This window comes from Opitutus sp. sgz309028 (assembly GCF_059821195.1).
Genome location: NZ_JCAMRR010000001.1, coordinates 1,310,633 through 1,336,042, shown reverse-complemented (window position 1 = coordinate 1,336,042; position 25,410 = coordinate 1,310,633). Strand labels below are relative to the sequence as shown.

At 65.2% G+C, this 25,410-nt stretch carries 18 protein-coding genes; 2 read left to right on the top strand and 16 right to left on the bottom strand.

The features are described from left to right. Positions 1-84 precede the first annotated feature (84 nt). From AC6RV7_RS05145 to AC6RV7_RS05130, 4 genes are all read right to left on the bottom strand, one after another. Positions 85-696, bottom strand: a complete 612-nt coding sequence (locus AC6RV7_RS05145) for a LutC/YkgG family protein (protein WP_500092834.1) — start codon at positions 694-696, stop codon at positions 85-87. 19 nt (positions 697-715) lie between these two features. After that, positions 716-2,146, bottom strand: a complete 1,431-nt coding sequence (locus tag AC6RV7_RS05140; RefSeq protein ID WP_500092833.1) for a LutB/LldF family L-lactate oxidation iron-sulfur protein — start codon at positions 2,144-2,146, stop codon at positions 716-718. After that, on the bottom strand, positions 2,143-2,919 hold the full coding sequence (locus tag AC6RV7_RS05135) for a (Fe-S)-binding protein (RefSeq protein WP_500092832.1): 777 nt from the start codon (positions 2,917-2,919) through the stop codon (positions 2,143-2,145). The genes AC6RV7_RS05140 and AC6RV7_RS05135 overlap by 4 nt, the downstream gene beginning before the upstream one ends. Before the next feature lie 171 nt (positions 2,920-3,090). After that, positions 3,091-5,139 (bottom strand): sodium:solute symporter family transporter, encoded by a 2,049-nt coding sequence (locus tag AC6RV7_RS05130; protein ID WP_500092831.1) that lies wholly within the window; start codon positions 5,137-5,139, stop codon positions 3,091-3,093. Between the two features lie 253 nt (positions 5,140-5,392). On the opposite strand from AC6RV7_RS05130, the gene AC6RV7_RS05125 reads away from it, so the two are divergent. Further along, the gene (locus tag AC6RV7_RS05125) at positions 5,393-7,273 is read left to right on the top strand and encodes a putative glycosyl hydrolase (protein WP_500092830.1); all 1,881 of its coding nucleotides are present in this window, start codon (positions 5,393-5,395) and stop codon (positions 7,271-7,273) included. A gap of 124 nt (positions 7,274-7,397) precedes the next feature. Then, positions 7,398-9,470 carry a carbon starvation CstA family protein gene (locus tag AC6RV7_RS05120; RefSeq protein ID WP_500092829.1) on the top strand — a complete coding sequence of 691 codons (2,073 nt, stop codon included), beginning with the start codon at positions 7,398-7,400 and terminating at the stop codon, positions 9,468-9,470. Positions 9,471-9,503: 33 nt separating this feature from the next. On the opposite strand, the gene AC6RV7_RS05115 is transcribed toward AC6RV7_RS05120, so the two are convergent. From AC6RV7_RS05115 to AC6RV7_RS05060, 12 genes are all read right to left on the bottom strand, one after another. Next, the gene (locus AC6RV7_RS05115; protein ID WP_500092828.1) at positions 9,504-10,013 is read right to left on the bottom strand and encodes an ORF6N domain-containing protein; all 510 of its coding nucleotides are present in this window, start codon (positions 10,011-10,013) and stop codon (positions 9,504-9,506) included. Between the two features lie 58 nt (positions 10,014-10,071). Next, positions 10,072-12,093, bottom strand: coding sequence for a TonB-dependent receptor (locus AC6RV7_RS05110; protein WP_500092827.1), 2,022 nt, complete (start codon positions 12,091-12,093; stop codon positions 10,072-10,074). A 152-nt stretch (positions 12,094-12,245) separates the two neighbouring features. Further along, positions 12,246-13,502 carry a 6-phosphofructokinase gene (locus tag AC6RV7_RS05105; protein WP_500092826.1) on the bottom strand — a complete coding sequence of 419 codons (1,257 nt, stop codon included), beginning with the start codon at positions 13,500-13,502 and terminating at the stop codon, positions 12,246-12,248. Between the two features lie 311 nt (positions 13,503-13,813). Next, positions 13,814-15,253, bottom strand: a complete 1,440-nt coding sequence (purB, locus tag AC6RV7_RS05100; RefSeq protein ID WP_500092825.1) for an adenylosuccinate lyase — start codon at positions 15,251-15,253, stop codon at positions 13,814-13,816. 247 nt (positions 15,254-15,500) lie between these two features. After that, positions 15,501-16,985, bottom strand: a complete 1,485-nt coding sequence (locus AC6RV7_RS05095; protein ID WP_500092824.1) for a DUF7305 domain-containing protein — start codon at positions 16,983-16,985, stop codon at positions 15,501-15,503. Between the two features lie 7 nt (positions 16,986-16,992). Further along, positions 16,993-17,559, bottom strand: coding sequence for a prepilin-type N-terminal cleavage/methylation domain-containing protein (locus tag AC6RV7_RS05090; RefSeq protein WP_500092823.1), 567 nt, complete (start codon positions 17,557-17,559; stop codon positions 16,993-16,995). Beyond that, a complete protein-coding gene (locus AC6RV7_RS05085) occupies positions 17,528-18,025 on the bottom strand; it encodes a type IV pilus modification PilV family protein (RefSeq protein ID WP_500092822.1) in 498 nt (165 codons plus the stop codon). The genes AC6RV7_RS05090 and AC6RV7_RS05085 overlap by 32 nt, the downstream gene beginning before the upstream one ends. Before the next feature lie 130 nt (positions 18,026-18,155). Further along, the gene (locus AC6RV7_RS05080) at positions 18,156-18,827 is read right to left on the bottom strand and encodes a response regulator (protein ID WP_500092821.1); all 672 of its coding nucleotides are present in this window, start codon (positions 18,825-18,827) and stop codon (positions 18,156-18,158) included. After that, complete coding sequence (locus AC6RV7_RS05075) at positions 18,824-20,419, bottom strand: CHASE4 domain-containing protein (RefSeq protein WP_500092820.1); 1,596 nt, start codon at positions 20,417-20,419, stop codon at positions 18,824-18,826. The genes AC6RV7_RS05080 and AC6RV7_RS05075 overlap by 4 nt, the downstream gene beginning before the upstream one ends. A 125-nt stretch (positions 20,420-20,544) precedes the next feature. After that, positions 20,545-23,991, bottom strand: a complete 3,447-nt coding sequence (locus tag AC6RV7_RS05070) for a hypothetical protein (RefSeq protein ID WP_500092819.1) — start codon at positions 23,989-23,991, stop codon at positions 20,545-20,547. Between the two features lie 3 nt (positions 23,992-23,994). Beyond that, positions 23,995-24,744: a type IV pilus modification PilV family protein gene (locus AC6RV7_RS05065; RefSeq protein WP_500092818.1), complete on the bottom strand. Its 750-nt coding sequence runs from the start codon at positions 24,742-24,744 to the stop codon at positions 23,995-23,997. Continuing rightward, positions 24,741-25,346: a type IV pilus modification PilV family protein gene (locus AC6RV7_RS05060; protein WP_500092817.1), complete on the bottom strand. Its 606-nt coding sequence runs from the start codon at positions 25,344-25,346 to the stop codon at positions 24,741-24,743. Before AC6RV7_RS05060 ends, AC6RV7_RS05065 begins: the two co-directional genes overlap by 4 nt. Positions 25,347-25,410 lie beyond the last annotated feature (64 nt).

Genomic DNA, 25,410 nt, shown 5'->3' with positions numbered 1-25,410 from the left:
ATCGCTCCAAGCGACGCACAAAAAAAAGACGCGGCGAAAACGCCGCGTCTTTTTTGTTGGTCTGGAAAACCGTCGCGACGTCCGTCAGCCGAGCAGCAGCGCGGCTTGCACGCCCGGGCCGTGCACGCCTTCGATCAAAATGCCTTCGACGTCGGCAGTCTTCGACGGGCCGGTGCACCAGACGATGTTCGGATCGGCCGGCAGGGCGGCGAGCGCCGCGGGGATGTCGAGAAACAGCTGATCGCGTCGGACCGCCGCGATGTGCACCCACGGCGCGAGCGCGCCGAGACGCGTGGACGAACTCGCGTCCGACAGGATCAACGTGCCCGTTTCCGCGATCGCCCCGGCCGCGGCCGTGAGGCCGAATTGATAGTCGTCGACGCGCGTCCGATCGAACGTGGTTTCAACCGTAAACTCTGTCGGAAACGCGGCGCCGATCTGCGCGTGCAGCGCCGGATCGCAGTAACCGTGAAAATGGCGGTGCTGTGCGAGAAACGTCACCAGTTCGGCGACCGACGACAGCGGCGTGCCATTGACGAGTTTCAGGCGCTCGGAAAACAGCGTCCACGCATCGACCGCGCCACGGGCTTCGCGCAGGATCACGAGATCGCGTTCCCATTCCGGCAACGCCACCCGTTGCGGGAGCGGCGCGAGGGCGGAACGGACACGGCCCAAAATTTGTTCGCGAGAATTCATGAGAAGGAGCTCGTTGTCCTCAACGGGCTTGGGAGGTGCTGGCGGAGCCGGAGCCGTCCGCGTGGGGACGACGTTGCTTCATCCAACTGCGGAATTCACCGCCGCGCCACGCCGGCAGCGTCCGCTTGTTTTCCCACGCGCGGAGGGCGGGGATCGGCATGAGCTTGGTCGGCAAATAATTCATCACCTTGCCGCCGATCAACGCGGCTTTCCAGGCGGTCGGTTGCGACGCGAGCAGCGCCCACGCGCCCATCGGCGGCGTCGCGGCGGAGGCGAGCGGGGCGTGCTCCTCCTTGCCCTTGTTGCGCAGCCGCAGCAGCAGATCGGGAATCGGGATGTCGACCGGGCAGACTTCGTTGCACGCACCGCAGAGCGACGATGCCTTCGGGAGGTCCGCCAGTTCGGGAAACTTTTTGCCGGCGAGTAACGGCGAAAGCACGGCGCCGACCGGGCCCGGATATACGCTGCGATAGGCGTGGCCGCTCGCCTGACGGTAAACGGGGCAGACGTTGAGGCATGCGCCGCAGCGGATGCAGCGCAGGATGTCGCGGCATTCGGTCGCGAGCACGTCGGTGCGGCCGTTGTCCACGAAGATCACGTGCATCTCCTCGGGGCCGTCGGGCTGCGTTGCCGATTTCGGACCGGAGACGAACTCGGTGTAAACCGTGAGCTGCTGCGCTGTGGCGGAGCGGGCGAGGAGATTGAGGACGAGCCCGAGATCGCGGTCGCGCGGCACGAGTTTCTCGATGCCGACGAGCGCGATGTGGCACTTCGTGGCGGCGAGCGAGAACCGCGAGTTGCCCTCGTTGGTGACGATCACGAGCCGGCCGCTTTCGACCGAGACGAAATTGGCGCCGGTCAGACCGACATCGGCCGCGAGGTATTTCTGACGCAGATACGCCCGGGCGCGGCGGGTGATCGTTTGCGGATCGTCGTTGTAGGCGCCGAGACCCTCGCGCTCGAAACTCCGCGCGATCTCGCGGCGGTTCTTGTGGATGATCGGGCGGACGATGTGGCTCGGGTGATCGTGGTCGATCTGGACGATGAACTCGCCGAGGTCGGTTTCGAGCGCCTCGATGCCGTGCTGCTCGAGGTAATGGGCCAGCTCGATCTCCTCGCTGACCATGGTCTTGGCCTTGACCATTTTCTTCGCGCCGCGGGCCTGCATGATCTGCAGCACGGCGGCGCAGGCATCCTCGCCGGTCGAGGCCCAGTGCACCTTCACGCCGTTGGCCTGAAGCTTCGCTTCGACCGCGGGCAGATACGTATCCAGATTTTCGATCACATGCTGCTTCATCTCGCCGGCGAGATGGCGCAGGTGATTCGGATCCTCGAAATGATCCCACAGCAGCTTGGTGCGCTTCTCGTGGGTGACCTTCGTGCCGTTGTAAACCGCGGCGCGCTTGTCGCCCGGCAGCACGGTGGCGAACGTGTCGATCGGTTGCTTCATGAGCGGGGAGGTTGGGCGTTTTTCAGCGCGTCGCGGAGCACCTGCGCGAGGTGCAGCGTCTTGATCGGCTGGCCTTCCTTTTCGGCGAGGCCGCCGAGGTGCATCATGCAGCTCATGTCGCCGGAGACGACGACGTCGGGCTTGGCCGCGCGGATGTGTTCGAGTTTCAGCGTGCCCATGCCGGCGGAGATGTTCGGAAACGCGACGGAGAAGGTGCCGCCGAAACCGCAGCATTGTTCGCCCTCGCCGAATGGCACGACGCGCGCGCCGGCGATGGAGTTGAGCAGCGTGAGCGACGCCTCGCCGCTGGGCGTGCCGCGGGAATGACACGAGCGGTGAAACGCGATGGCGGCATCGTAGCGGCCGGGCCAGGAGGTGACGCCGAGGCCGTTGACGATGAAGTCGGCGAGCTCCCAGGTGCGCCGGGCAACGGCTTCCACTTCCGGCAGATCCGGTTCCTTTTCGAACTCGAGCAGCGCGCCGTGAAACATCATCGCCGCGCACGAGCCGGAAGGCACGACCACCGGGGCATCGCCGGCGAAGGTCTTGACGGTGTGGCGGACGACCTTGCGCGAAGCGGCCCAATCGCCGCCGTTGAAGGCCGGCTGGCCGCAGCACGTCTGGGCTTCCGGGAAATCGATGCGGCAGCCGAGGTAATCGAGCACCTCGACCGTGGCGCGGGCGACATCGTCGTAAAACGCGTCGCACAGGCACGTGGCCATGAGTTGCACGCGGCGTTCGGCGTCGGGGCGGCGGCGGTGGGAGAGATCCATGAGCAGGGTGGAAGCGGAGGCGCGGCGCCAGTGGGCGGCGATCGCGGATCCGGTTTATGACTGAGTTCGATCATAAAGACCGAGGCCCGCGTGCGGCGCAACCCTCATGCGTGCAAAAAAGAAAAAGGCGGACGCTGTGCGTCCGCCTTTTGAGCGCGAGAAAAGTTTCTTTTACTTCGCGATGCCCCACGGGCTGAAGATCACGTAGAACAGCAGCGTGACGGCGACGACGCCGTAGCCGGCGAGCCGCGCGCCCTTCGACGACTCGACGCTGATGGTCGCGTTGTGCCGGAATTCGAACGGCTGCGGGAGCGGCTTGAGCACGCGCAGGAGCGCCATGACCGCGAGGCAGAGTGCGAAGCACAGCGCCATGCGATTGAGAAACTGGATACCGGGCGCGGCGAATTTCAGCGCGCCGTAAGCGACGACGTTGGTCAGCAGGCCGACAATGCCGCACACTGGCGGGGCCTTGCGCACGAGCAGGCCGAAGACGAACACCGCCAGGATGCCCGGCGAGATGAAACCCTGGCCTTCCTGGATGATCGTGAAGATGCTGTTGCTGATCTTCGGATTACCGAGCGCCGGGGCGAGGAACACAGCGACCATCGTGAAAACGACCACCGAGATGCGGCCGAGCAGGACGATGCTCTTCTGCGTGGCGTTGGGCGACAGGTGCTTCTTGTAGATGTCCATCGCGAAGATCGTGGACGCGGCGTTGAGCATGGCGGCGAGCGAGCTCACGACCGCGCCGAGCAGCGCGGCGAGCACGAAGCCGACCCAGCCCTGGCCGCGCGGGAGCACGTGGGCGAGGAGCTGTGCGAGCGCGGTGTCGTATTTGTAGGCGATGAGCTTCTCCGTCGCGGTCGGCTGGCCGGCGGCTTTCGCAGCGGCCTCCGTGCGCACGTTGAAGGCGTCCATTTCCGCGGCGAGCGCAGGATTCACATGGCGCCAGGCATGATCCTCGGTGGTGAAGGTGGTGAACGGTGCCGCGCTGAGGCTGTTGAAACGGTCCTGCGTGATGGGCAGCACGAAAGGATTACGGGTTTTGACGGCGGCGACGGCGGCCTGGTCCGGATAAATCGCGATCAGGTATTTGCCCGTTTCCCAGCCGGCGATCTCGGTTTCCGACGGCGCCTGGGCGGTGCTGACGAGTTGGGATTCGGGGTTGGCCTTGATGTAGCGGGTGAGGCTGACGGTTTTCTCGGCATTGGCCTCGAGTCGCATCTCGTTCGAGAACAGGTTGAACGCGATCATGCCGGGCACGACGATCACGAACGGGATGATCAGCTTCATGAACGCGGCGAATACGATGCCCTTCTGGCCCTGCGCCAGCGAAGCGGATCCGAGCGTGCGTTGCGTGATGTATTGGTTGAGGCCCCAGTAGTAGAAGTTCGGAATCCACAGGCCCAGGAGCAGCGCGGTCCACGGGAGCACGTTGTCGGTCGCGGGCAGGAACATGTTCAGCCGCGGGCCGTTCAGTTCCATGAAACGGTCGAGGCTGCCGGAGCCGGCGGCGAGCTGCACCGTCTCGATTGCGCCGGTCTGGGTGCTGACGACGGTGGCGGCTTCGGTCGCGAGGCCGAGTTTGTTGAACGCAAAATACATGATCACGCCGCCGCCGAGGATCAGCGCGCTGCCCTGAATCAGGTCGGCCCAGGCGCAGGCTTTCAGGCCGCCCGCGGTGACGTAGACCATCGCCACGATGCCGATCGTGAGCGAGGCGTTGAGCATGCTAATGTTGTAGCCGGCGGTGCCCGCGAGCGTGGTGATCGTCAGCGCGCCCGAGTAGGTCACGGCCCCGAGCAGGAGCAGATAAATGAAGATCGTTGCGATCGCCATGAACGACCGCGCGCTCGCGCTGAAACGGTATTCGAGAAATTCCGGCATCGTATAGATGCCGGCGCGGAGGAAGTAGGGGAGAAAGCAAAACGCGACGACCACGAGGGTGATCGCGGCCATCCACTCATAGCTGGCGATCGCGAGACCGACGTGACTCGCGGCGTTGCCGGACATGCCGACGAACTGCTCCGTCGAGATATTGGCGGCGATCAGCGAGAAGCCGATCAGCCACCACTTAAGTCCGCGGCCGGCGAGAAAGTAGTCCTCGCTGCTATCGGAGCGCTCGCCTTTGCTTTTGATCATGCCGGTGGCGACCACCGCGATGACGAACAAGACGAAGATAACGATATCGATCGGGTAGATACGGAACGCGTCAGACATAGGGCTTGGGGGTTGGACGGCCCGAAACGTCGCCTGCCGGACGGATGAGAGCCGTTCCGCGGTTCAATCCGGACGGTTTGAGCGGAGCAAACCAAAACACTGCGCACGGATTGCGAATCCCCCTTTCGGGTGATCCGCCGATCAGGTTCGCCCGCGGGGCTTCCGCCCGTCCGGGCGCAACTGATAGAGTGGCCGGAAGCGGAACGGCGCTCCAGCGATCGCGTCAGGCCGCGGCGTTCAACCCCTCCGCCCCATGATTCTTCCGCGTATTCGTTTCGCCGTCACCGTGGCCGCAGTCACTTCGCTGGCCACTGGGTCGATCGCCGCCCAGTATCGGCATTTTCGCGCTGCGACGTATGTCCGCGCCTACGAGGTGCAGAAAATGAAAGACCTCGAATGGCTGCGGACCAACTGGGCGATCGTCGAGCGCCAGGTGAAGCTCGACAAGGTCTACCTCGAAACCCATCGCGACGGCATGGTGATCGACGACGCGACCCTGCAACAGGCGAAGCGCTTCTTCGCGGAGAAGGGCATCGAGACCGCCGCGGGGATCGCCTACGTGCGCAATGAGCGCAATCTCTTCGAGACCTTCTGCTACACGCGCCCCGAGCAACGCGCCGAGGTGAAACACATCATGGAGGTGTCGGCGCGAAACTTCGACGAGGTGATCCTCGATGATTTCTTTTTCACCAGCTGCAAGTGCGACGCCTGCGTTCGCGCCAAGGGCGATCGCAGCTGGACGGAGTATCGCCTCGCGCTGATGACCGACGTCTCGCGCGAGCTCATCGCCGCCGCGCACGCCGTGAATCCGCGCGTGAAGCTCACCATCAAGTATCCGAACTGGTATGAGCATTTTCAGGGCATGGGCTACAATCTCGAGGTGCAGCCGCGGCTGTTCGACCAGATCTACACCGGCACTGAAACGCGCGACTCCGTCTACAATCACCAGCACCTGCAACCGTATCAGAGTTTTCAACAGGTCCGCTATTTCGAGAACATCAAACCTGGCGGAAACCTCGGCGGCTGGGTCGACACCGCCAACCGGCTGGTCGCCGACCGCTACGCGGAACAGCTCTGGCTGACGCTCTTCGCCAAGGCGCCGGAGATCACGCTCTTCGCGCTGCACGAACTCCTCGAACCGCTGCCGGCGAGCGATCGCGCGCCGTGGCAGGGGCAGGGCACGAGCTTCGATTACGACGCGATGGCGAAACCGCTCGCCGGATTGAAGGAAACGACGATGGCGCGCGTCGCCGGTGTCGCGCTGGAGCAGGCGGACCGTTATCTCGGACTGCTCGGTAGGCCGGTCGGCATCGCGAGCTATCGGCCGTATCATTCGTCGTCGGACGAGGATTTTCTGCACAACTATCTCGGCGGAATCGGACTGCCGATCGACCTGCATCCGGAGTTTCCGGCCGACGCGCCGCTCGTGCTGCTGACGGAAGGCGCCGCGGCCGATCCGGAGATCGTGACGAAAATCCAGCAGCGACTGCTCGCCGGAAAGGACGTCGTGATCACGTCAGGCCTGTTGCGCGCGATCCAGGACCGCGGCTTCCGCCGCGACATCGCCGACGTGCGCGTGACGGAGCACAAGGCGCTCACGCGCGAATTCTGGGGTTGGCCGCTCGGTCGCGGCGTGAAGGCGCGGCTCGACCGCGACATCCTGATCCCGGAGCTGCATTTCAACACGAACGATTCGTGGACGCTGATCGCCAGCATGACGAACGGACTCGGATATCCACTTCTCCACTACGTCCCTTATGGCGAAGGGAAACTCCATGTGCTCACGATGCCGGAGAACTTCGGCGATCTCTACGAACTGCCGGCGCCGGTGCTGAACGTGATCCGCCGGACGGCGTCGAAGGGCTTGTTCGTGCGGCTCGAGGGTCCGTCGAAACTCGCGCTGCTGCCCTACGACAATCGCGCGATGATCGTGCAATCGTTTCGCGATGAGCCCGCAGAGGTGAGGCTCGTCGTCGGGTCCGAAGTCACGCGGCTGAAAAACGAGCTCACGGGTGAGGAGATGACGGCGCAGGTGGAGAAAACCGGCGGCGGCTTCATGGCGCCCGTGGAGGAGCAGCGGGTGTTTACGCTCACGGTGAAGCCGCATTCCTTTGTCGTGCTGACGGCGAAGTGAGCGGGACGGGGTGAGCTGCAGGCAGAATTCGGTGGCGAAGGAGGGCGGGTCTGAGACCCGTCCCACGAGCGGCTTGCGCTGGAGAAAGCGCTGTCGCAGCGTCGCGGGCGCTTCCCTTTTCCCCATGACGGTTCCTGCTTCCGCCTCGAAACGAAATTGGCTGCGCGTGCTCGGTTGGTCCGGCGTCGTCGCGCTCGGCACGTTTTCCATCGCATTACTTGCCTTCTCGCGCGGCGAACCGGTGAACGCCCTTTGGATGGTCGTGGCGGCCGGCTGCGTGTTCGCCGTGGCGTATCGTTTTCATTCCGCGTGGCTGATGGCGAAGGTGCTCACGCTCGACGAACTGCGGGCGACGCCGGCGGTGGTGCGCGAGGACGGCAAGGATTTCGTCAAAACCAACCGCTGGGTCGTCTTCGGCCATCATTTCGCCGCCATCGCCGGACCGGGTCCGCTCGTCGGTCCGGTGCTGGCTGCGCAGTTCGGTTATTTGCCCGGCATGCTGTGGATCCTGATCGGCGCGACGCTCGGCGGCGCGGTGCACGACTGCGTGGTGATGTTCTGCTCGGTGCGACGCGGCGGGCGCTCGCTCGGGCAGATGGTCCGCGATGAAGTCGGGCCGTTCGCGGGCTTCATCGCGCTCGTGAGCATCATCGCGATCATGGTGATCCTGCTCGCGGTGCTTGGACTCGTGGTGGTCAATGCCCTCGCCGAAAGCCCATGGGGTCTCTTCACGATCGCGGCGACGATGCCGATCGCGGTCGTGATGGGCTGCGCGATGCGGTTCGGCGGACACAGCGGGAAATGGCTGCTCGTGGTCAGTGTTTTCGGCGTCGCGGCGCTGCTGGCCGCGGTTTACGGCGGACAATTCGTCCACGCCTGGGGCTGGGATGCGGCGCTGACGCTGAAAGGCACGACGCTCGCGTGGTGGATCATTGGATACGGCGTGCTCGCGTCGGTCCTGCCGGTCTGGCTGCTGCTCGCGCCGCGCGATTATCTGAGCACGTTCATGAAGATCGGCACGGTGGCGCTCCTCGGCGTGGCGATTATTTTGCTGGCGCCGGTGCTGAAGATGCCGGCGATCACATCGTTCATCGATGGCAGCGGTCCGGTGTTCGCGGGGCCGGTGTTTCCGTTTTGTTTCATCACCATCGCGTGCGCGGCGGTGTCGGGTTTTCATTCGCTGATCGCCTCCGGCACCACGCCCAAGCTGCTGATGCGCGAAAGCGACATCCGCGTCGTCGGCTACGGTGCGATGGCGACCGAGATGGTGGTCGGCCTGATGGCGCTGATCGCCGCGTGCGCGATGGAGCCGGGGCAATATTTCGCGATCAACATGAAAGGGGAAGTCGCGGCGGTGACGGCGAAGATCACCGCGCTCGGCTTTCCGGTGACGCCGGCCGACATGGCGGCGCTCGCGGCGGAGGTCGGGGAGAAAACGATGATCGGCCGCGCGGGTGGCGCGCCGACGTTTGCGGCGGGCATGGCGCAGATGTTTGCCGGCGCGTTCGGCGGCGGCGCGCTCGCGCTGTGGTATCACTTCGCGATCATGTTCGAGGCGCTGTTCATCCTGACGACGATCGATGCCGGCACGCGCGTCGGGCGTTTCATCGTGCAGGATCTGCTCGGGATGGTGGCGAAGCCGCTCGGCGAAACGAAATCGTTCGCCGGCAATGTGCTCGCGACGGCGCTCTTCGTCGGCGCGTGGGGCTGGTTTCTTTATCAGGGCGTGATCGATCCGCTCGGCGGCATCAATTCGCTGTGGCCGATTTTCGGGGTGGCGAATCAGTTGCTAGCGGTGATCGCGCTCGCGCTCGGGACGACGGTGCTGATCAAGATGGGCCGTGTGCGCTACGTGTGGTGCACGCTGCTGCCGCTGGTCTGGCTGCTCGCGGTCACGATGAGCGCGGGCTGGATCAAGATCTTCAGCGCCGATCCGCGGCTCGGCTTTCTGGCAGCGGCGCGGGACTTCGCGGCGAAGATCGCCGCCGGCGGCGACGCGGCGCAGGTGAACCAGTGGGAGCGGCTGCTTTTCAACAACCAGGTGAACGCATTCGTCACCGGTTCGTTCCTCGTGCTGGTCGCGATCGTGGTGATCGCCAACGCGCGCGTCTGGTGGCAGCTGCTCGCCGGCAAGCGCACGCCGGTGCTGCACGAGGAGCCGTATGTGGCGGTGCCGGCGGCGGAGGCCGTGCGCTGATCGCGCCGCAGCACTGACGCACGCACGAAACCGCTACGGCTGCTGAAAACCCATGCGCCGGCCGTGGTGCGGCTCGGGCGACGCGAGCAGCGCATTGATCGCCTCGAAGACCTGCTCGAACTGCCCGTCGTAGCGCGATTCGAGTTCGGCGATCTGGCGGGCGAGTTTTTCGTTCGTGAGCGCGAATTTCCGCAGCTGGATGAAGGCGCGGACGATCTCGACGGATACGGCGACGGCGCGCTTGCTGCGGAGAACGTTGGCGGCCATCAGCGCGCCGTGTTCGGTGAAGACCCGCGGCGCATATTTGAGATTGGCGCCGCGTTTCTTCGTCACGGTTTGTGATCTTGAACGCACAAGCTCCGCAGCCTCGGTGGCGGTCAGCCGAAACGCGAAATCCGCGGGAAAGCGCGCCTGATTCCGTTGCACGGCCTGGTTCAGCGCGCTGGTGGAAACCCCATACAGCGCGGCCAGGTCGGAATCGAGAATCACACTTTCGCCGCGGATCGCGACGATCAGATCGGGAACGATGACGGCGGGTTTCATGCGGCAGGTTCAAGATCACAAACTGTGATCTTGAACGTCAACGGCCGCGGCCGGCTCCTCACCACTTGATCACGGCTTCGACGCCGTAGATCCGCGGCGCGCCGGGCACGGCGTGGCCGACGCCGGGGATGATCAGCGAGTAGTATTCCTCGTCGGTCAGATTTTCGCCGAACAGGCTGACGCGCCAGCGGGGCGCGTCGAAGCCGATCCGCGCGTTGAGCGTGCCGCGGGCGTCCTGCGCGAAGGCGGCGCTTTCCGACTCGTCGTAAAACGTCTTGCCGGCGAAGGCCGCTTCGGCGCCGGCGAACCAGCCGGACGCGTGGCGATACGTGACGCTGAGATTGGCGTCGTAGGTCGGCGCATACGGCGCGCGTTTGCCGCTGTAGTTGATTTGGGTGAACGGATCGGTGAACTCGCGGAGCGTGATCTCGGTGAGACCGAGCGAGGCGGCGACCGTCAGCTCGGGAATCGGACGCCACGTGGCTTCGAGTTCGGCGCCGAGCGAGCGCGCGCGGGGCGCGTTCACGACGAGATAATCGGTGAACGTGAACGAGCGCTCGATTTGGTAATTGTCGATGTCGTAGTAGAACGCGCGCGCGGCGAGCTTCACGGTCTTGGCGGCGAGCGTCGTGTCGATGCCCGCTTCGAAGGCGACGGTTTCCTCCGCGGCGAAACGCGCGAGCGAGGGACTGCCGGTGAACGCCGACCAGCCGCCGGGCTTCGTGCCGGCCGAGACGCTGGCCGACGCGGTCGTATCGGAAGAAAGCGCGTAGCTGACCGTGAGTTTCGGCAGCAGCGCCTTGAACGTGCGGTCGGATTGGTAGTTGCCGGGGCTCGGCACGATCTCGGAGCGGTCAAAGGATTTCTTCACCTGCTCGGCGCGCAGGCCGAGCGTCACACGCCAGTCCTGGCGGGCGACGACGTCGATCTGGCCGAAGAAGGCGAACTGTTCGGTGTCGAGGTCGTAGCTCGAGATCTCGATCGGAAACAGGCCCGTGAGGGCGCGGTTCACGGCGCCGCGGGTCTGGCTGTCGGAATACCAGAGGCCGGCGTTCCACGCGAAGGCGGAGCCGGTGGCGGAGGTGAGGCGGATTTCCTCGTTCCAGCCGCGCTGCTTCAGCGTGACGCTCGAATCGAGGGACGGCGGCAGCACGAGTTGGTTGTTATAAGGATCGAGCGTGAAATCCGTGTAGCTCGTCGTGGCGGTGAGACGGCCAAGGTCGGTGTCGAACGCGGCCTTGCCGGCGATCGCGCCGAAATCGATTTCGGTGCGGCCTTCTGCGGTGCGATCCACGGTGAAGAGCGGGCCGCCGAGCGGCACGAGCGGCTGCGCGCCGTTGCGGAGCCGGCTGCCGAGCAGCTGGAGCGTCAGCTCGCTGGTTTGCGTCGGGCGATAGCGGACGCGAGCGGACGCGGCGGCGGATTCGTAATCGTCGACGCGCGTGTTGAGCTGCGTGTTGGTGATGTAACCGTCGCGTTCGTTGAACGAAGCGGAGACGGTGGCATCGGCGGTTTCGTTCTTGCCGGTGCGCGCCGTGAGGGCGGCGGAGCGGGCGTGAAAGTTTCCGATGCTGCCGCGGAGCTCGCCGCCGGCGGTGGCGGACGGCTCGGTCGATTCGAACACGAGCACGCCGGCCTCGCCGCCGCGACCGAACGCGGTGGCTTGCGGGCCGCGGTAAATCGTCGCCGAGCCGAAGCCGAAGAGCGTCGTCGGATACGTGAAGCTGCTGCCGAGCGGGATGTCGTCGAAATAGAGGGTGACGGACGGGTCGCTAAAATACGGCGTGTTCGCGAGGCCGCGCAGCGTGAAGAGATCGCCGTAGGAGCCGGCGCCGCCGGTGTTGATGTGGAGATTGGCGACGCGGCCGGAGAGGTTGCCGAGCGACTGCGTGAGCGGCACGGCGGGATCGTCGAGCTGCACGCGGGTGGTGCCGTCGGCGTCGGCGGAGAGGCGCGGTTCCTGGACGACCATCGTTTCGCCGCGGAGCGGCGGCGTGTGGTCCGCGGTGGTTTGCGCCGCGGCGGTCAAGGTCGCGGCGAGAACTGCGAGGAGGGCAGTGTGCTTACGGGTTTGGGTCATGGTAAGGTCGGGATGGGACGCCGGCGGCGTCCTTGAGTTGCACGAAACGGCGTGAAATCGCGCGTCCGGAGAAGCAACAGGCCGGTCACAAAGGACCGGCCTGGTAAAAAGCGCCCGCGGGGTGGTCGGGCGCGAAAAAAACAAACGCGGTCTCAGCCGGCGAACGGCGCGAGCTGCTTGTCGACGCGGACCTTGTCGAGACGGGCGAAAACCGGAACGCCGTTTTCGTAGGGGACGGCGATTTCGCCCTGGATCAGCGGCTGTGCGTAGCGGAGGAACTGGAAGTTCATGCTGGTGCCATCCTCGTTGATCCACTCGCGCGGGAGCTTCTTCACGCCGTTGGCGATTTCGCTGAGCGGTGCGAGTCCGGTCTCACAGGTGTAGTGGTCGGTGTCGCCGCGGACGAGGGTGACCATCTTGTCGGTCTGGCCATCGATGGCGGCTTCGACGGCGGCCTGGCCGGCGAGAAAGGCCTCGTCGGCGTCGGTCTTCGAGCCGGAGTGCGACGCGGCGCGCTGGATGATGCCGGGTTTGGCGACGCGGGCCTTTACGCCGGGGATGTTTTGCTCGACGAGTTCCTTGAGGAAGTCGCCGGCGCCGCCGAGCTGCGCGTGGCCGAAGGCGTCGGTCGCGGTCGCGGCGGAAACGTAATTGCCATCCGCATCGATGAGGCCCTCGCCGACAACGATCATGCAGTATTTCTCGCGCTTGAGGACGCGTTTGATGTCCTCGATGCACTTGTTCTGGTCGAACGCGATCTCGGGGAGATAGATCAGGTGCGGCGGATCGTGCGGGTGATCGCGGCGTTTCGCGAGCGCGGCGCCGGCGGCGATCCAGCCGGCGGAGCGGCCCATGACCTCGACGATCGACACGAGATCGCCCTGGCCCATCGCCTCGTGGTCACACGCGAGCTCGCGGATGGTCGTGGCGGTGTATTTGATCACGCTGCCGTAGCCGGGCGTGTGGTCGGTGGTCGGAAGATCGTTGTCGATCGTCTTCGGGACGCCGATGACGCGCAGCTCGTAGTTCTGTTCCTGCGCGAGCTTGGAAATCTTGTCGGCCGTATCCTGCGAGTCGTTGCCGCCGATGTAGAAAAAGTAGCGGATGTTGTGCGCCTTGAACACCTCGAGGACGCGTTCGAAATCGGACTGCTTCTTGAGCTTGTAGCGGCAGGTGCCGAGGGCGGCGCCGGGCGTGTGGCGGAGGGCGCGGATCTGCTGTTGGGATTCGGAGGCGAGATCGATGAGATCCTCGTTGAGGATGCCGAGCACACCGTTCAGGGCGCCGTAGATTTCCTCGATGCACTCGTGGTTAAGGGCCTCGGCCACGATACCGGCGACGCTGGCATTGATGACAGCAGTGGGGCCGCCGGATTGGCCCACCAAGACATTTCCTACGAGTTCAGCCATGACGAATGTAAGTAAAGGGTTGGAAACAACGTGAGGGCGCATGGAAGCGCGCCGCGCAGGGGGGACGCAAACTCAAATTTCCCGCGCCGGGAGGTTCGGGGAAACGCCCGAACGTTGCGTCGCACCCACAAAAATTCGTCAGCGCACGCGCGCTGCCGCAGGGAGCGAAAGGAGGGGGAAGCATGGACCCCGACACAGTGCGAAAGCGCGCGCGACGGTTCCGCGAAGGCGCAAGATTGTCGCGAGCGGACGTAGCGTCGCGCGTGTAGAATTGTCGGGCAGGGTGGGGAGACGCCCGCCCGACATCGCGATCAGAGCAGCCGGCCCGGCTTGTAGTCGGCGGCGCCCTTGTAACGCTTCGCGAGCGGTTTCACCTCGTCGAGAAACGCGTCGACCTGATGCGGGGCGGCGCCGACGAAGCGGGCGTTTTCGGACAGGATCGCCTGCAGCGCCTTCTTGCCGAGGCCGACCCGTTTGTCGCCGGCGAGGCGCGAGAGCAGGTCGGCGTCGCCGCCGCCGGAGCGCAGCGCTTTCGCCGCGGCGAGCGCGTGCTCCTTGATTGCCTCGTGCGCGGTCTCGCGGCCGGCGCCGCGTTTCACGGCTTCCATGAGAATCGTGGTGGTGGCGAGGAACGGCAGGTTGCGCTCGTTTTCGGCAGCGACGGCGGCGGGAAAAACCTCCATCTGGCGCAGCACGGTGAGATACGTTTCGAGCAGGCCGTCGATCGCGAAGAACGCGTCCGGCAGCGCGACGCGGCGCACGACCGAGCAGGAGACGTCGCCCTCGTTCCACTGATGGCCGGCGAGGCCGCTCGTCATCGCGACGTAGCCGGAGAGGATCGTCGAGAAGCCGCAGATGCGTTCGCAATTCCGGGCGTTGACCTTGTGCGGCATCGCGGACGAGCCGACCTGGCCTTCCTGGAACCCCTCGGTCAACAGCCCGGCGCCGGCCATGAGTCGCAGCGTGGTCGCGCAGCTCGCGGCGGCGGCGCCGATCTGGTGGAGCGCGGTGACAGCTTCGAAATCGAGGCTGCGCGGATACACCTGACCGACGGCGAAGAACGCCGCGCGGAAACCGAGATGGCGCAGCACACGGCGCTCGAGCTGGTCGACCTTTTCGGTGCTGCCGCCGAGGAGCGTGAGCTGGTCGAGCTGCGTGCCGACGGCGCCCTTCAACCCGCGAACGGGATAGCGTTCGATGAGTTCCTCGAGCCGGTTGAACGCGACCAGCAGTTCCTGGCCGAACATCGCGAGCCGCTTGCCGAGCGTGGTCGGCTGGGCAGGGACATTGTGCGTGCGGCCGGTGATCATGAGATCGCGGTGCGCCTCGGCCTGGCGACCGAGCGCGAGGAGCGCGGCGGCGACTTTGAACTGCACCGTTTTCAGCGCGCGGAAGATCTGGAGTTGTTCGACGTTTTCCGTGAGGTCGCGGCTGGTGAGCCCGAGGTGGATGAACTGGCGCTTGGCGAGATCGGAGAACTCCTCGATGCGCGCCTTCACGTCGTGGAGCGTCACGCGCTCGCGTTTGTCGATCGACGCGAGGTCGATCTGATCCTTCACGCGCTCGTAATCCTTGATCGCTTCGGCGGGAATCGGCACGCCGAGATCGCGCTGGCCTTTCATGACGGCGATCCAGAAATCGCGCTCGAGGGCGACGCGGCCGGTTTGCGACCAGATGTCCTTCATGGCGGCGGACGCGTAGCGTTCCGCGAGAACGTTGGGAATGGGAGCGGGAGCAGGAGAGTCGTTCACGGAGGCTGGGGAGCGAAGTGCTCCGGACGCCGGTTTGCGAAGCAAAAGTAGGGCGCGAGCAAGGACAGTTCGCGGAGCGAACTCAAACCGGGGATCGGCCCACGGAACACACGGACGACACGGAAAAGGACCAATCCTTTCCGCACGAAATTCCGCGTGGACTGACGCTCCTCAGAAAATGCGCTCTCTTCTTTCCGTGTCTTCCGTGTGTTCCGTGGGCGCGATCGGTTCGGGGTTTCGTTCCGATTTAGAAATCGAGGTCGGCGGCGTAGAGGGAGCGTTCGGCGGCTTTCGTGAGCTCCTTCCATTTCGTGACGCGGTAGGGATTGCCGGCGGACATGGCGGCGAGCGACTCATCGTAGTGGAAGGCGGCGTTGCCGACGAGGGTGATGTTGTTCGCCACGACGGAACCGGCGACGCTGCCGTTGCCGTTGATCTTCACGGTGCCGTAGGGCGCGTAGACGGTGCCGCTGAGGGTGCCGTTGCCGGCGATGTCGATCGATTGGGTGCCGCTGGTCTTGGTGCCGTAGATCTGAAACTGAATGGGCTGGCCCATCTCGTTGTCCGAAATGGAGCCGTTGCCGTTGAGGTCGGTGCCGTTGGAGACGCCCTTGCCGGCGATCTTGATGCTGCCCGGCGTGTAAACCTGAAGCTGGCCGGTGCTGCCGATCGAGATCTCGCCGCTGCCGCCGCCGATGTTGATGCCGGTGGAGGTGTTGGTGAGCTTGAGCACGACCTTGTCGGAGACGATGAGCTTGGCGTTGTTGAAGTTGATCTGGTCGGCGGTGTAGTAGTAGTAGCCGTCGTCGGCGGGCGTCGAGGTGACGAGCGGGAGCGTCTTGCCGCTGGTGATGGCGGCGATCGCCTCGTAGGAGATCGTGGTGCCGTTGACGGTTTTTTCCGGCGCGCTGACGTCGTCGAAATTGGCGGAAAACTCCGTGGAGATGCGGGCGGGATCGACGGTGTTTTTGACCCAGGTCCCGGCGTCGTAAATGGAATCCTCTCCGAGGACGGAGCCGTTGTTGCCGACGTTGTCGGTGGGGTCGTCGCCGCCGGTGGAGACGTAGCCCCAGATGTCGGCGTTCTGGACGAGCACGGAATTGACGGAGACGGAGATGCTGCCGACGCTGCCGTTGTCGTTGCGCACGCCGGGGCTGTATTTCACCGGCGGGGTGGAAGGGTCGTTGTCGGGGTCGGAGTTCCAGCTGTCGACGGTGGCGTTGTTGCCGTTGAAGACGATGGAGTTTTTGGCGACGAGCCCGTTGGCGAATTTCGAGGTGCGGCCGAGCGTGACCTCGATCCACTTTTCGATCGGCGCCTCGTTGCCGGCGCCGAGCGCGACGGTGGCGCGGGCGACGATCTTCGGTGCGCCCGAGCCGGCGTAGTTGTAAACCATGACGCGGTTGAGCCCGGTGGCGTTCTGGCTGGCGAGCGCGAGGTTCTCCCACTTGCGGTGGGCGTTGAGTCCGGAGGTGGACCAGCCGTCGGCAGCCCAGTTGTAAGTGGGATCGGCGATCTTTTGATTGAGCGAATAGATCGCCTCCTCGAGGCCGCTCTCCGCGAGGTTCATGGCGCCGTTGTTGTAGAGGGCGCGGTTGGAGATCTTCAGGGTCGTCGACGCGAGGCTGAGATAGCTGGCGAGCGCGAGGCCGATCACGGCGCAGAGAATCAGCGCGACGATGAGCACCGAACCGCGCGCGGAGGAAAGCGGAGAGGAAGGCGAAGCGGGCATGGCGGGATCAGGCGGTGACGCGTTTGTTGCGGAGAATGAAGCGCGCGGAGAGGACGGTGTTGGTCGTATCCGTGGCGGTCTGACGCGCGCGCAGCGCGGCGAGCGAGATCTGGATCTGCTTGGTCGTGCCGTTCGCGGTCAAACGCGCGGCGGCGGTGCTGAAGTCGGAGATCTGCGTGCCGTTGATCGTGTAGGCCAGGAAGGAAAAACTCGTGATGCCGTCGACGAGCGTGGTCGTCGTGCCGGCGGACGTGCGGGCGAAGGTGCCGGCGTTGTAGGCGTAGGTGACGGATGTGGCGTTCACGACCAGGGTCACGGATGTCGAGCTGTTCCAGGTGACGGCGCTGGCCTGGCGGGTGTCCTCGGCGAAGACCTCGAGGGCCTTGCGGGCCTGCGTTTCCATCTCGTTGTAGCTTTGCAGGGCCCAGCCGCTGCGACCGAGAAACAGGAACGACGAGAGCACGGCGAGGAGGACGGCGCCGGCAAGCGTGGCGGCGATGAGGACCTCGACCAGGGTGAAGCCGCGGCGGCGGCGCGCGGGGTCACGTCTTGGCGAGCGTGTAGTAATAATCATAGAGGCCGTTCTTCGCATACATGCTGGTGAAGGCGCGCGTGTGGGAGCGGCCGTCGTGCGTGTGCCACTGCACGGAAACGGTGATGTGGCGGACGTCGCTGCGGCTCGCGTCGACGGTGACCGTGCGGGTGACGGTGAAACGCGCCGCGAGATCGGGGTTGCTGGTGAACATCGTGCTCAGGTCGACGGTGGCGGACGCATCGAGCGCGGCGATTTGCGTGAAGCTCATCAGCCGCAGCCGCTCGATCTCGCTTTGCATGATCTGCGACGCGAGGGTGTTGCCGCGGGCGACGTCCAGATTTCGGAAGCCCATCTGCAGGGCGACGATCGACGACGCGATGCCGAACATCATCACGAAGCTCGCCATCGCGACCTCGACGATGGTGAAGCCGCGCGCATCGCGCAGCGAGCGGCGCGCGGGCGCGTGGCCGGAGGAAGAGGCGGGTGTCCGAAACGTTCGAACCATGCCGCCATGTTAACGCGCGGCGGCACGACGAGGCAGAGGCGACGGTCCCGGTTTTTCGGAGGTAGCGGCCCGGGGCAAACGGCCCTCGGCGATAGGCCTGTTTGGGTGGTGACGCCGGCGAGGCGAAAAACTAGCTCTGCGCCTTCGACTGCACGTAGAGCGCGGCGGCTTGGGAGCGGCGCTTCACCTGCAGTTTCTCGAAGATGTTCACGAGGTAATTCTTCACCGTGTTCTCGCTCAGGCCGAGTTCCTGGCCGACCTGTTTGTTCGTGAGGCCGTTGGCCACGAGGGCGAGGACGCGGTGCTCCTGTTGGGAAAGATTGCTCAAGCTGCCGTTTCCTCCGGGGGTGCTGGCGTCGCGAATGAAGCGCAGCACGCGATCGGTGATGTCGGGCCCGAGGACGGAGCGGCCGGCCGCGGCGTCGACGATCGCCTGCACCAACGCGGCCGGGTCGATCTCCTTCATGATGTAGCCCTGCGCGCCGGCGACCACCGCATCGTAGACGAAGTTGTCGTTGCTGAAGGAGGTGAGGACGAGCACGCGGATGTTCGGGTGCTGGCGGAGGATTTCCTTGCAGGCATCGAGGCCCGAGCCGTCGGGCAGGCGGATGTCGAGCAACACGACATCGGGCAGCAGTTCGTGGGCGAGACGCACGGCCTCGGCGACCGTGCCGGCTTCGCCGACGACCTCGAACGAGCGGTCGTGATTCTGGAGGCTCAGGATCGTGCGGATCCCTTGACGGACCAGGGTGCTGTCATCGACCAGCAGAAGGCGGATGGAACGGGTGAGAGTCGTGCTCATAACGATGGACGTGAAAGCGGGATAGTCAGCCGAATCCGCGTGTTGTTGCCCGGAGCAGACTCAATGGTCAATTGGGCCGCAAGGTCCTTTGCTCGCTCGGTCAGATTTGCGAGACCTTTGCCCTTGGCGCGGCGCGCTTCCAATTCCGGATCGAAGCCCCGGCCGTTGTCGGCGACCTCGAAGACGGCGGCGTTCTCCACCGCCTTGAGGGAAACGTGCAGCCGCGTCGCGCCGCCATGCCTCAGGGCGTTGCTGATGGATTCGCGCAGGATGTGGAGGATGTTGATTTGCTGGTGCGCGGTGAGGCGGGTCGAGACGGCATCGTCGAGATGCAGTTCGGTGCGCGTGCGGTGGAGCGAATCGAGATTGGCGACCACCGCGCGAACCGCTTCCCGAAAGGTGCGGTGGCGCAGTGTGTCCGGCTCCAGGCCGGTGATGAAGCCGCGCAGCTCGTGGATGACGTCGTTGAACTGCCTCCCGATCTGCTCGAGCATTTTCTCCGCACCGGCGGGATCGCTGCGCACGGTCATGCGCGCGGACATCACACCCATGCCGCAGGCGTAGATCGTCTGGATGACGCTGTCGTGGAGGTCGCGGCCGAGCCGCGCGCGATCCTCGAGCATGGATTGCAGGGAGAAGCGCTGCTCCGCGGACGTCTGGATCAGGCGGGCGACGCGGCCGAACTCGTCGCGGCGGCCGATCAGCGGCAGAATCGACGTCGGCTGCTCCTGCGCGAGGCTTTCGCTCACGAGATTGAGCGGTCGCAGGACCCAGTGGAACAGCGCGATCATGACGAGTCCGATCGTGACGACGCCATAGACGACGAAGAGTGTGAGTTCCTCAACGTCGGCGTTGAGGATGCTGTGCAATTTCTCGACGTGATAGTCGAGGTGCAGCACGCGGACCGGATCGCCGCGATAGTCGCGCAGCGTGTGCTGCACGAGGAGTTTGACGGGGTGGGATTGAAAGCCGGGGGACTCGCCGGGCCGCGTCAGGCGCACCTCGCTTTCGTTCAGGTGGGCGATCGTCGCGAGGAATTTTTCGTCCCAACGGCGGGCGACGAAGAGCCAGCCCTGCGGCGGCGACTGGCGGTCGTAGTCGTTGGAGGGTTGCAGCGGGGCGCCGCGCACCTCGACGACGCCGACGGGCGTTTCCATGAAGAAATGCGGCGTGCGCGACCGGCGGGTGAGTGCCTGCACGTCGGCGTGGTCGAAGAGGGAAACGATGTCGGGCTCGGCGTGCGGGAGGTTGGCCACGGCGTAGACCATTTTGCCCTCGGCGTTGAACACCCACGCGCCGACGGCGTTGAAGGTGGGCAGGCTCGCGTCGAGGTTGACCGCGGCCCATGCCTTTTCCGGCTTCCGCGAAAACGCGATTATGTCGTCCCACAGCGAATAATCGACGGCGAAGGTCTGCAGCGACGCGCCGATGAGCGTGAGCACGCGATCCAGCAGCTGCTCGCGATCGACGCGCGTCGATTCGAGGACGTTGCCGATCGCGGCTTTGCTCAAGGTTTGAAGCCAGAGCACCGAACCCAGGAACAAGGCGAGCAGCAGACCCAGAACGGCGATGAAGCGGGCTTTGAGGCTCATGCGGTCGGGCGAGATCATTTCGCGGAATGCGGTGCCGGTAAAGGCCGCGATTGCGGGGAACGCGGGTGCGCTTGCCCGCTCGTGGCTGGGAAGCGCGCGCGCCGTGGCGAAACGCAAACGCGAGCTTAGTGCGGCAGCGCCTCGATGACGGCCTTCTGCGCGGCGTATTGTGCGGGCGTGAGCTCGCGGTAGCGCATGCGCTGGCCGTTCAGCACGATCGGTTCGAGTGGAAGGTCGTGCGCGCCGTTTTCGGCGCGAAGGTTTTGGTGCAGGCCCCAGTAGCGGCCGGCGCCTTGATAATAGCGAATGCTCCACGGTTCGGTGGCCACCTGGCTCTCGAACATCGCGACCATCGAGCCGCGAATGTAGAGGCCGGTGCCGTTCCAGTTTTCGAGGAGGCGCGGGAAATTATGTACGCCACCGCTGGTCTGGGCGGAGGTCGTATGCACGATGCCGGTGAGCAGGCAGGTGGAGATTTCGGTGACGCTCGGGTCGAACTTGGTGGTCTCGGTCGACGCGGACGCCCAGCCGGCGTTGGTGCCCGTTTCGCTCGTGAAATTCGGCAGGCGGGCGGGACGGATGGACGCATTCGTGCCGTCGACGCTGTTGCTGCCGCTGGGATTCGAGGTTTGCCAGGAGCTGCTCCAGCCGCTGCTGCTGCGGCGGTGGCCGCTCAGCGAGTCGGACCAGCCGCTGGATTGATAGTAGTTCGAGCCCGACTTGGTGTAGAGCGGGTGCGAGAGCAGCGTGATGCCGTCGCCCATCACCGCGCAGAGCATCTCGTTCGCGGATTCGGGGTAGCGCCCGCTGTAGCCGCCGACGCCGGTGGAGGCGGCGTTGGAGTTGACGGAGCCGTCGGCGTTGAAGTGGCCGACGATGTAAACGGCGTCGTTGCTCGAGAAACAAAAACCCGTGCGTCCGGGATACGCGGCGCCGTTCAGCGAGATGACGGGGCCGCGGCCGTTCCAGAGACGCACGCCGGAATCGACGCGATCGGGCGCGCCGGCGGTGCGGGTTTTCACCTCGGCGTCGACCGAGTGGATGTAAACGGTGACACCGTCGAACCACGGGCAGGAACCGCTGAGACTCACAAGATTGCTGGCGCCGACCTTGAAGGCGTCCGGATCCGACGCGATGCGGGTGTCGTCGGGATCGCCGGGCGCGACGTAGATCTTGAACGGATCGGCGCCGATGCCGGGCCGCAGCCGGTCGCCGCCCGCGCCGAGCGAAATCCAGCGGGTGTTGTTAGCGGGGGTTTTGTAGACGTTGCGGCTGCTTTGTTTGTAGAGGCGAAAATCCCTCGTCACACTGGTCCCGCCCTTGGTGGCGGTGAGGCGGACGGTGGCGGCATCGGTCGAGAGTGAGCTCAGTTGATAGCGGTTGGCTTTTGCGCCGGTGCCGAGAGCGCCGGAGGCGGTGCCGGAGGTCAGGCTGGCGGTGAACGTCCAGTTCGCGGTGTCGTCGACACCGCCGACGTAAACGCGCATGTCGGTATAAGCTTCGGCCAGATGGGCGCTGGGAATGGAGCCGCTCGCGGAGATGGCGATGACGTGGTACTCGTTGCTGAGGGTGGGAACGACGGCGGAGCCGCTCACGGGGAGGATCGGGATGATCTGTTCGTCGAGCAGGCGTGTGGTGGCAGCGGTGGACCCGTCGTCGGCCGGATTCGGCGCGGCACCTTCGTAATACTGGCGGATGCGCAGGTGCGTCGTGCCGTCGTTGATCGTGTAGTTCACCGACGATTCGTTGGAGCTGGAGGTGTAGCGATCGACCCAGTTCGCGCCGTTGTCGGAGGATTCGGCGATGATGAAACGGCCGTCGTAATCCTTGATCGTGCCGTTGCCCGGGCGTTCGTAGCCCTTGATCGTGAGCGCGCTGGCGGACACGGTGGTGTAGTCTTCGCCGAGGCCGAGACCGTAGGCGGCCGGGGTCGCGGACGCGTTGAGGATCGAGTGAGTCCAGTTGGCGTCGGACGGCATGTCCGGATTGTAGACCGTGCTCGTGGTGGCGTCGGCCATGCTGCGCTCGACGGCCATTTTGAAGCGCGTCAGATCGAAATCGATCTTGGCGATTGGCCGCGGGGTGAAGGGATCGGCGGAGCGGTTGAAGGGATGACCGTTGCTGCCGTCGCCGCGGCGCAGGTCGTAGAAATAGGAATCGGCGCGGGTAGGAAAAGCCGGGACCGCCGGGCTGGCGTAGCCGGTGTCGCCGGTATCGCCGTTGGGGATACGCAGCACCTGGTTGGAGCCGACGGAGGTGTCGGTGCGGTAGGCGTTGGGCAGGTTGTTGGCGTAGGCGTTGAGCGGGCCGTAGCTCGGCTGGCCGGGCAGGATCACCTCGGTGATGGTGTGGCCGCCGGCGGCGCTGACGGTGTTGAGGAAGCAGCGGTAGGAGCGGGCGCGCATCGCGACGGAGGAGCCGTCCGGCAGGCGGCCGTTGCGCTCGGTGTCGTCGGGATTGACGACGATGTAGAGGCCGCTGCGGCGGGCGAGCTTGGCTTGGATGAGATCGGCGGTGTCGGCGGGATCGGACGGCTCGATGAGCTGGCGTCCGTTCTTGGTGTCGTCTTCGGGCGTGAGCGGATCGTCGACCTCCTTGTAGCCGCCGATGGACGGGAGCTCGAGGGTGGTGACGCCGTGGACGCTGGTGCGGAGGTTGCCGCCGTAAGTCGACGTGGCGAAGGTCTTGAACTGGTTCTTGGTGGTGGTCGTTTCGGATGAGGTGCCGAACTTGTGGTCCCGCCACGCATTGCTGGAGTTTTTGATATTGGTGGCCGTGCCGGCGGGGTTTTGGAAATACAGCGGGCCGGTGCCGCCGGGGCCGTCGTCGACGCCGCCGTCGCCCATGTAGGTTTTCCCCTTGTGCGCGGTGTTGGCGTAGAAGCCGCCGGCGGCGGTGACGCGCTCCTTGAACTGCAAGGTGTTGTTGAAGCCCGTCTGGATGCGGGCGATGAGATTGCCGTTGGTGTGGACGGGGCCGCTGATGACCATGTTGGGGCCGGGGCCGAACTCCATGTCCATGTTGTAGAACACGGCGAATTGGAACAGCGGGATCATCGCGATCTGCAGATCCTGCTCGGCGTAGGCGGTCACGCTGCCGAGCGACGGATGGCGCATGGTGGCCTTGGCGACGATCGGCACGGTGCTGGTGCTGACGCTGAGGCCGGCGTTGGGATTGTTGGCGTTGGCGGCGTCGTTCGGATCGATGTAGACGAGGCCCGTGCTTTGCGTGAGACCGGCGCGAACCTCGACGTCGGCCGGCGTCGAGAACGCGGTCGTGAGCACGTCGTCGGGCGGCAGGTAGATCTGGTTGGTGCCGGACATGAACGCCATCGGGCTCGCGCTGCGCAGCCGGTAGAGCTTGGTGGTGAGCTGTTCGGAGGCGTAGAGCGCGACGTTCTCGGCCATGTTGCGCGCGCGCAGGAGCAGACGGTTGCGCTCATTGAGCCGGCGTTCGCTGCCGCTGTATTTGAGCATGCTGGCGGTGAGCAGCGCCATGATCCCGAGGAAAATCATGACGGACAGGAGCGCGTAGCCGCGGGCGTCGCGGCGCAGGAAGCGGGACAGTTTCATGGCTTACCTCCGAGGGGAGATGGTGTAGTTGAAGCTGGAGCTGGAGAGCATCCTGGTCGCGGCGGTGCCGTTCATGACCTCGATGTTGAGGGAAACGCTTTCGTTGGTCGCGGTCGGCACGGTGGCTTCCGTCGAGAACACGGGCAGGTAGCCGCTGCCGCCGGTGCGGGGCTTGCCGCGGGTGATGGCGGCGAGGAGGCGCGAGCCGGGATAATTGGGCGCGGACTTGAGGTTGACGCCGTTCAACAGCTGCGTGAGCGAGGACGAGGAGCCGGTCGTCTCGGTGCCGTAGAGCGGGCTTTCGTAGTAGCGCAGCGCGCTCTGGGTGGCGGGGGACGTCGTCGTGCGATAATAGATCCGGAACTGGCGGACGTTGGAGGTCACGTCCGTGGTCACGCGGGTGACGAGCACGAGGCAATCGCCCATCGCGAGCTGCGTCTCGTCCTCCGCCGGCTCGTCCGGCTCGAGCGCGGAGATGTCGTTCGCCAGGTCGACGTTGCCGTCGAGGGCGGTGTAGTTGGGAAACACGTAGAACTCCGTCGAATCGATGGTCTCCTTCGCCACGTGCAGCGTGAGGCGGCGCAGGATCGAGTCGGTATTCAAACGTTCGATATCGCGATACATCGACCGCATCCCGAGGATGAAGACGGCGAGGGTGCCGGCGGTGACGAAGCCGAGGATCGTCGTGGTGATCATCACCTCCGACAACGTGAACGCCGCCAGCCGGCGGCGGTGCGGGGGGCGCGATTTCATTGGTCGAAGCGGGTGCGCAGGATGACCTCGCGATCGCGCACCGTGCGCACGCGATTGCCGTCGTTGAAGGAGTAGGTGTAGACGACGGTGATCTTCTTGACCTCCTTCACATCGCGGTCGGCGTCGGGAATCTCGTCGACCCAAACCCAAAGGTTGATCGTCAACGGCTGCGAGCTCGTGCCCGACGTCGACGAGAGGCTCAGCGGCCCGATGAGATTGTTGATCGCGCCGAGGCTGGCGGCCGTGGCGGACAGAGTGGGCGTCGTCGCCGGACCTGCGGGCGCGGCCGGCGCGCGGGTGTAGACCGTCTGCAGTTCCACGATGTCGTTGGGCGTGACGCGCACGCGGATGAGCGGCGGACTGCCGCTCGGCACCGACGGATAGTCCAGCCCTTTGATCTGCTCCAGCAGGCCGTAGACGAGGCTGCTGGCGGCCGCGTGCAACACGCTCGATTCCGTGACGCGCCGCGACTGGATGAAGCTGCCGAGGAAGCCGAGCAGGCCGGTGGCGAGGATGATCATGGCGATCATCACTTCCACCAGCGTCATGCCGCGCCGGCGGCGACGCGCGATCGGAAAGGAAACGGACAGGGTGCGGGACATCTGCCGTCGATCATATCCGGTGAACCCCTACGAACGTAAGGGCCGGGATGCCCGCAAGGAAGTC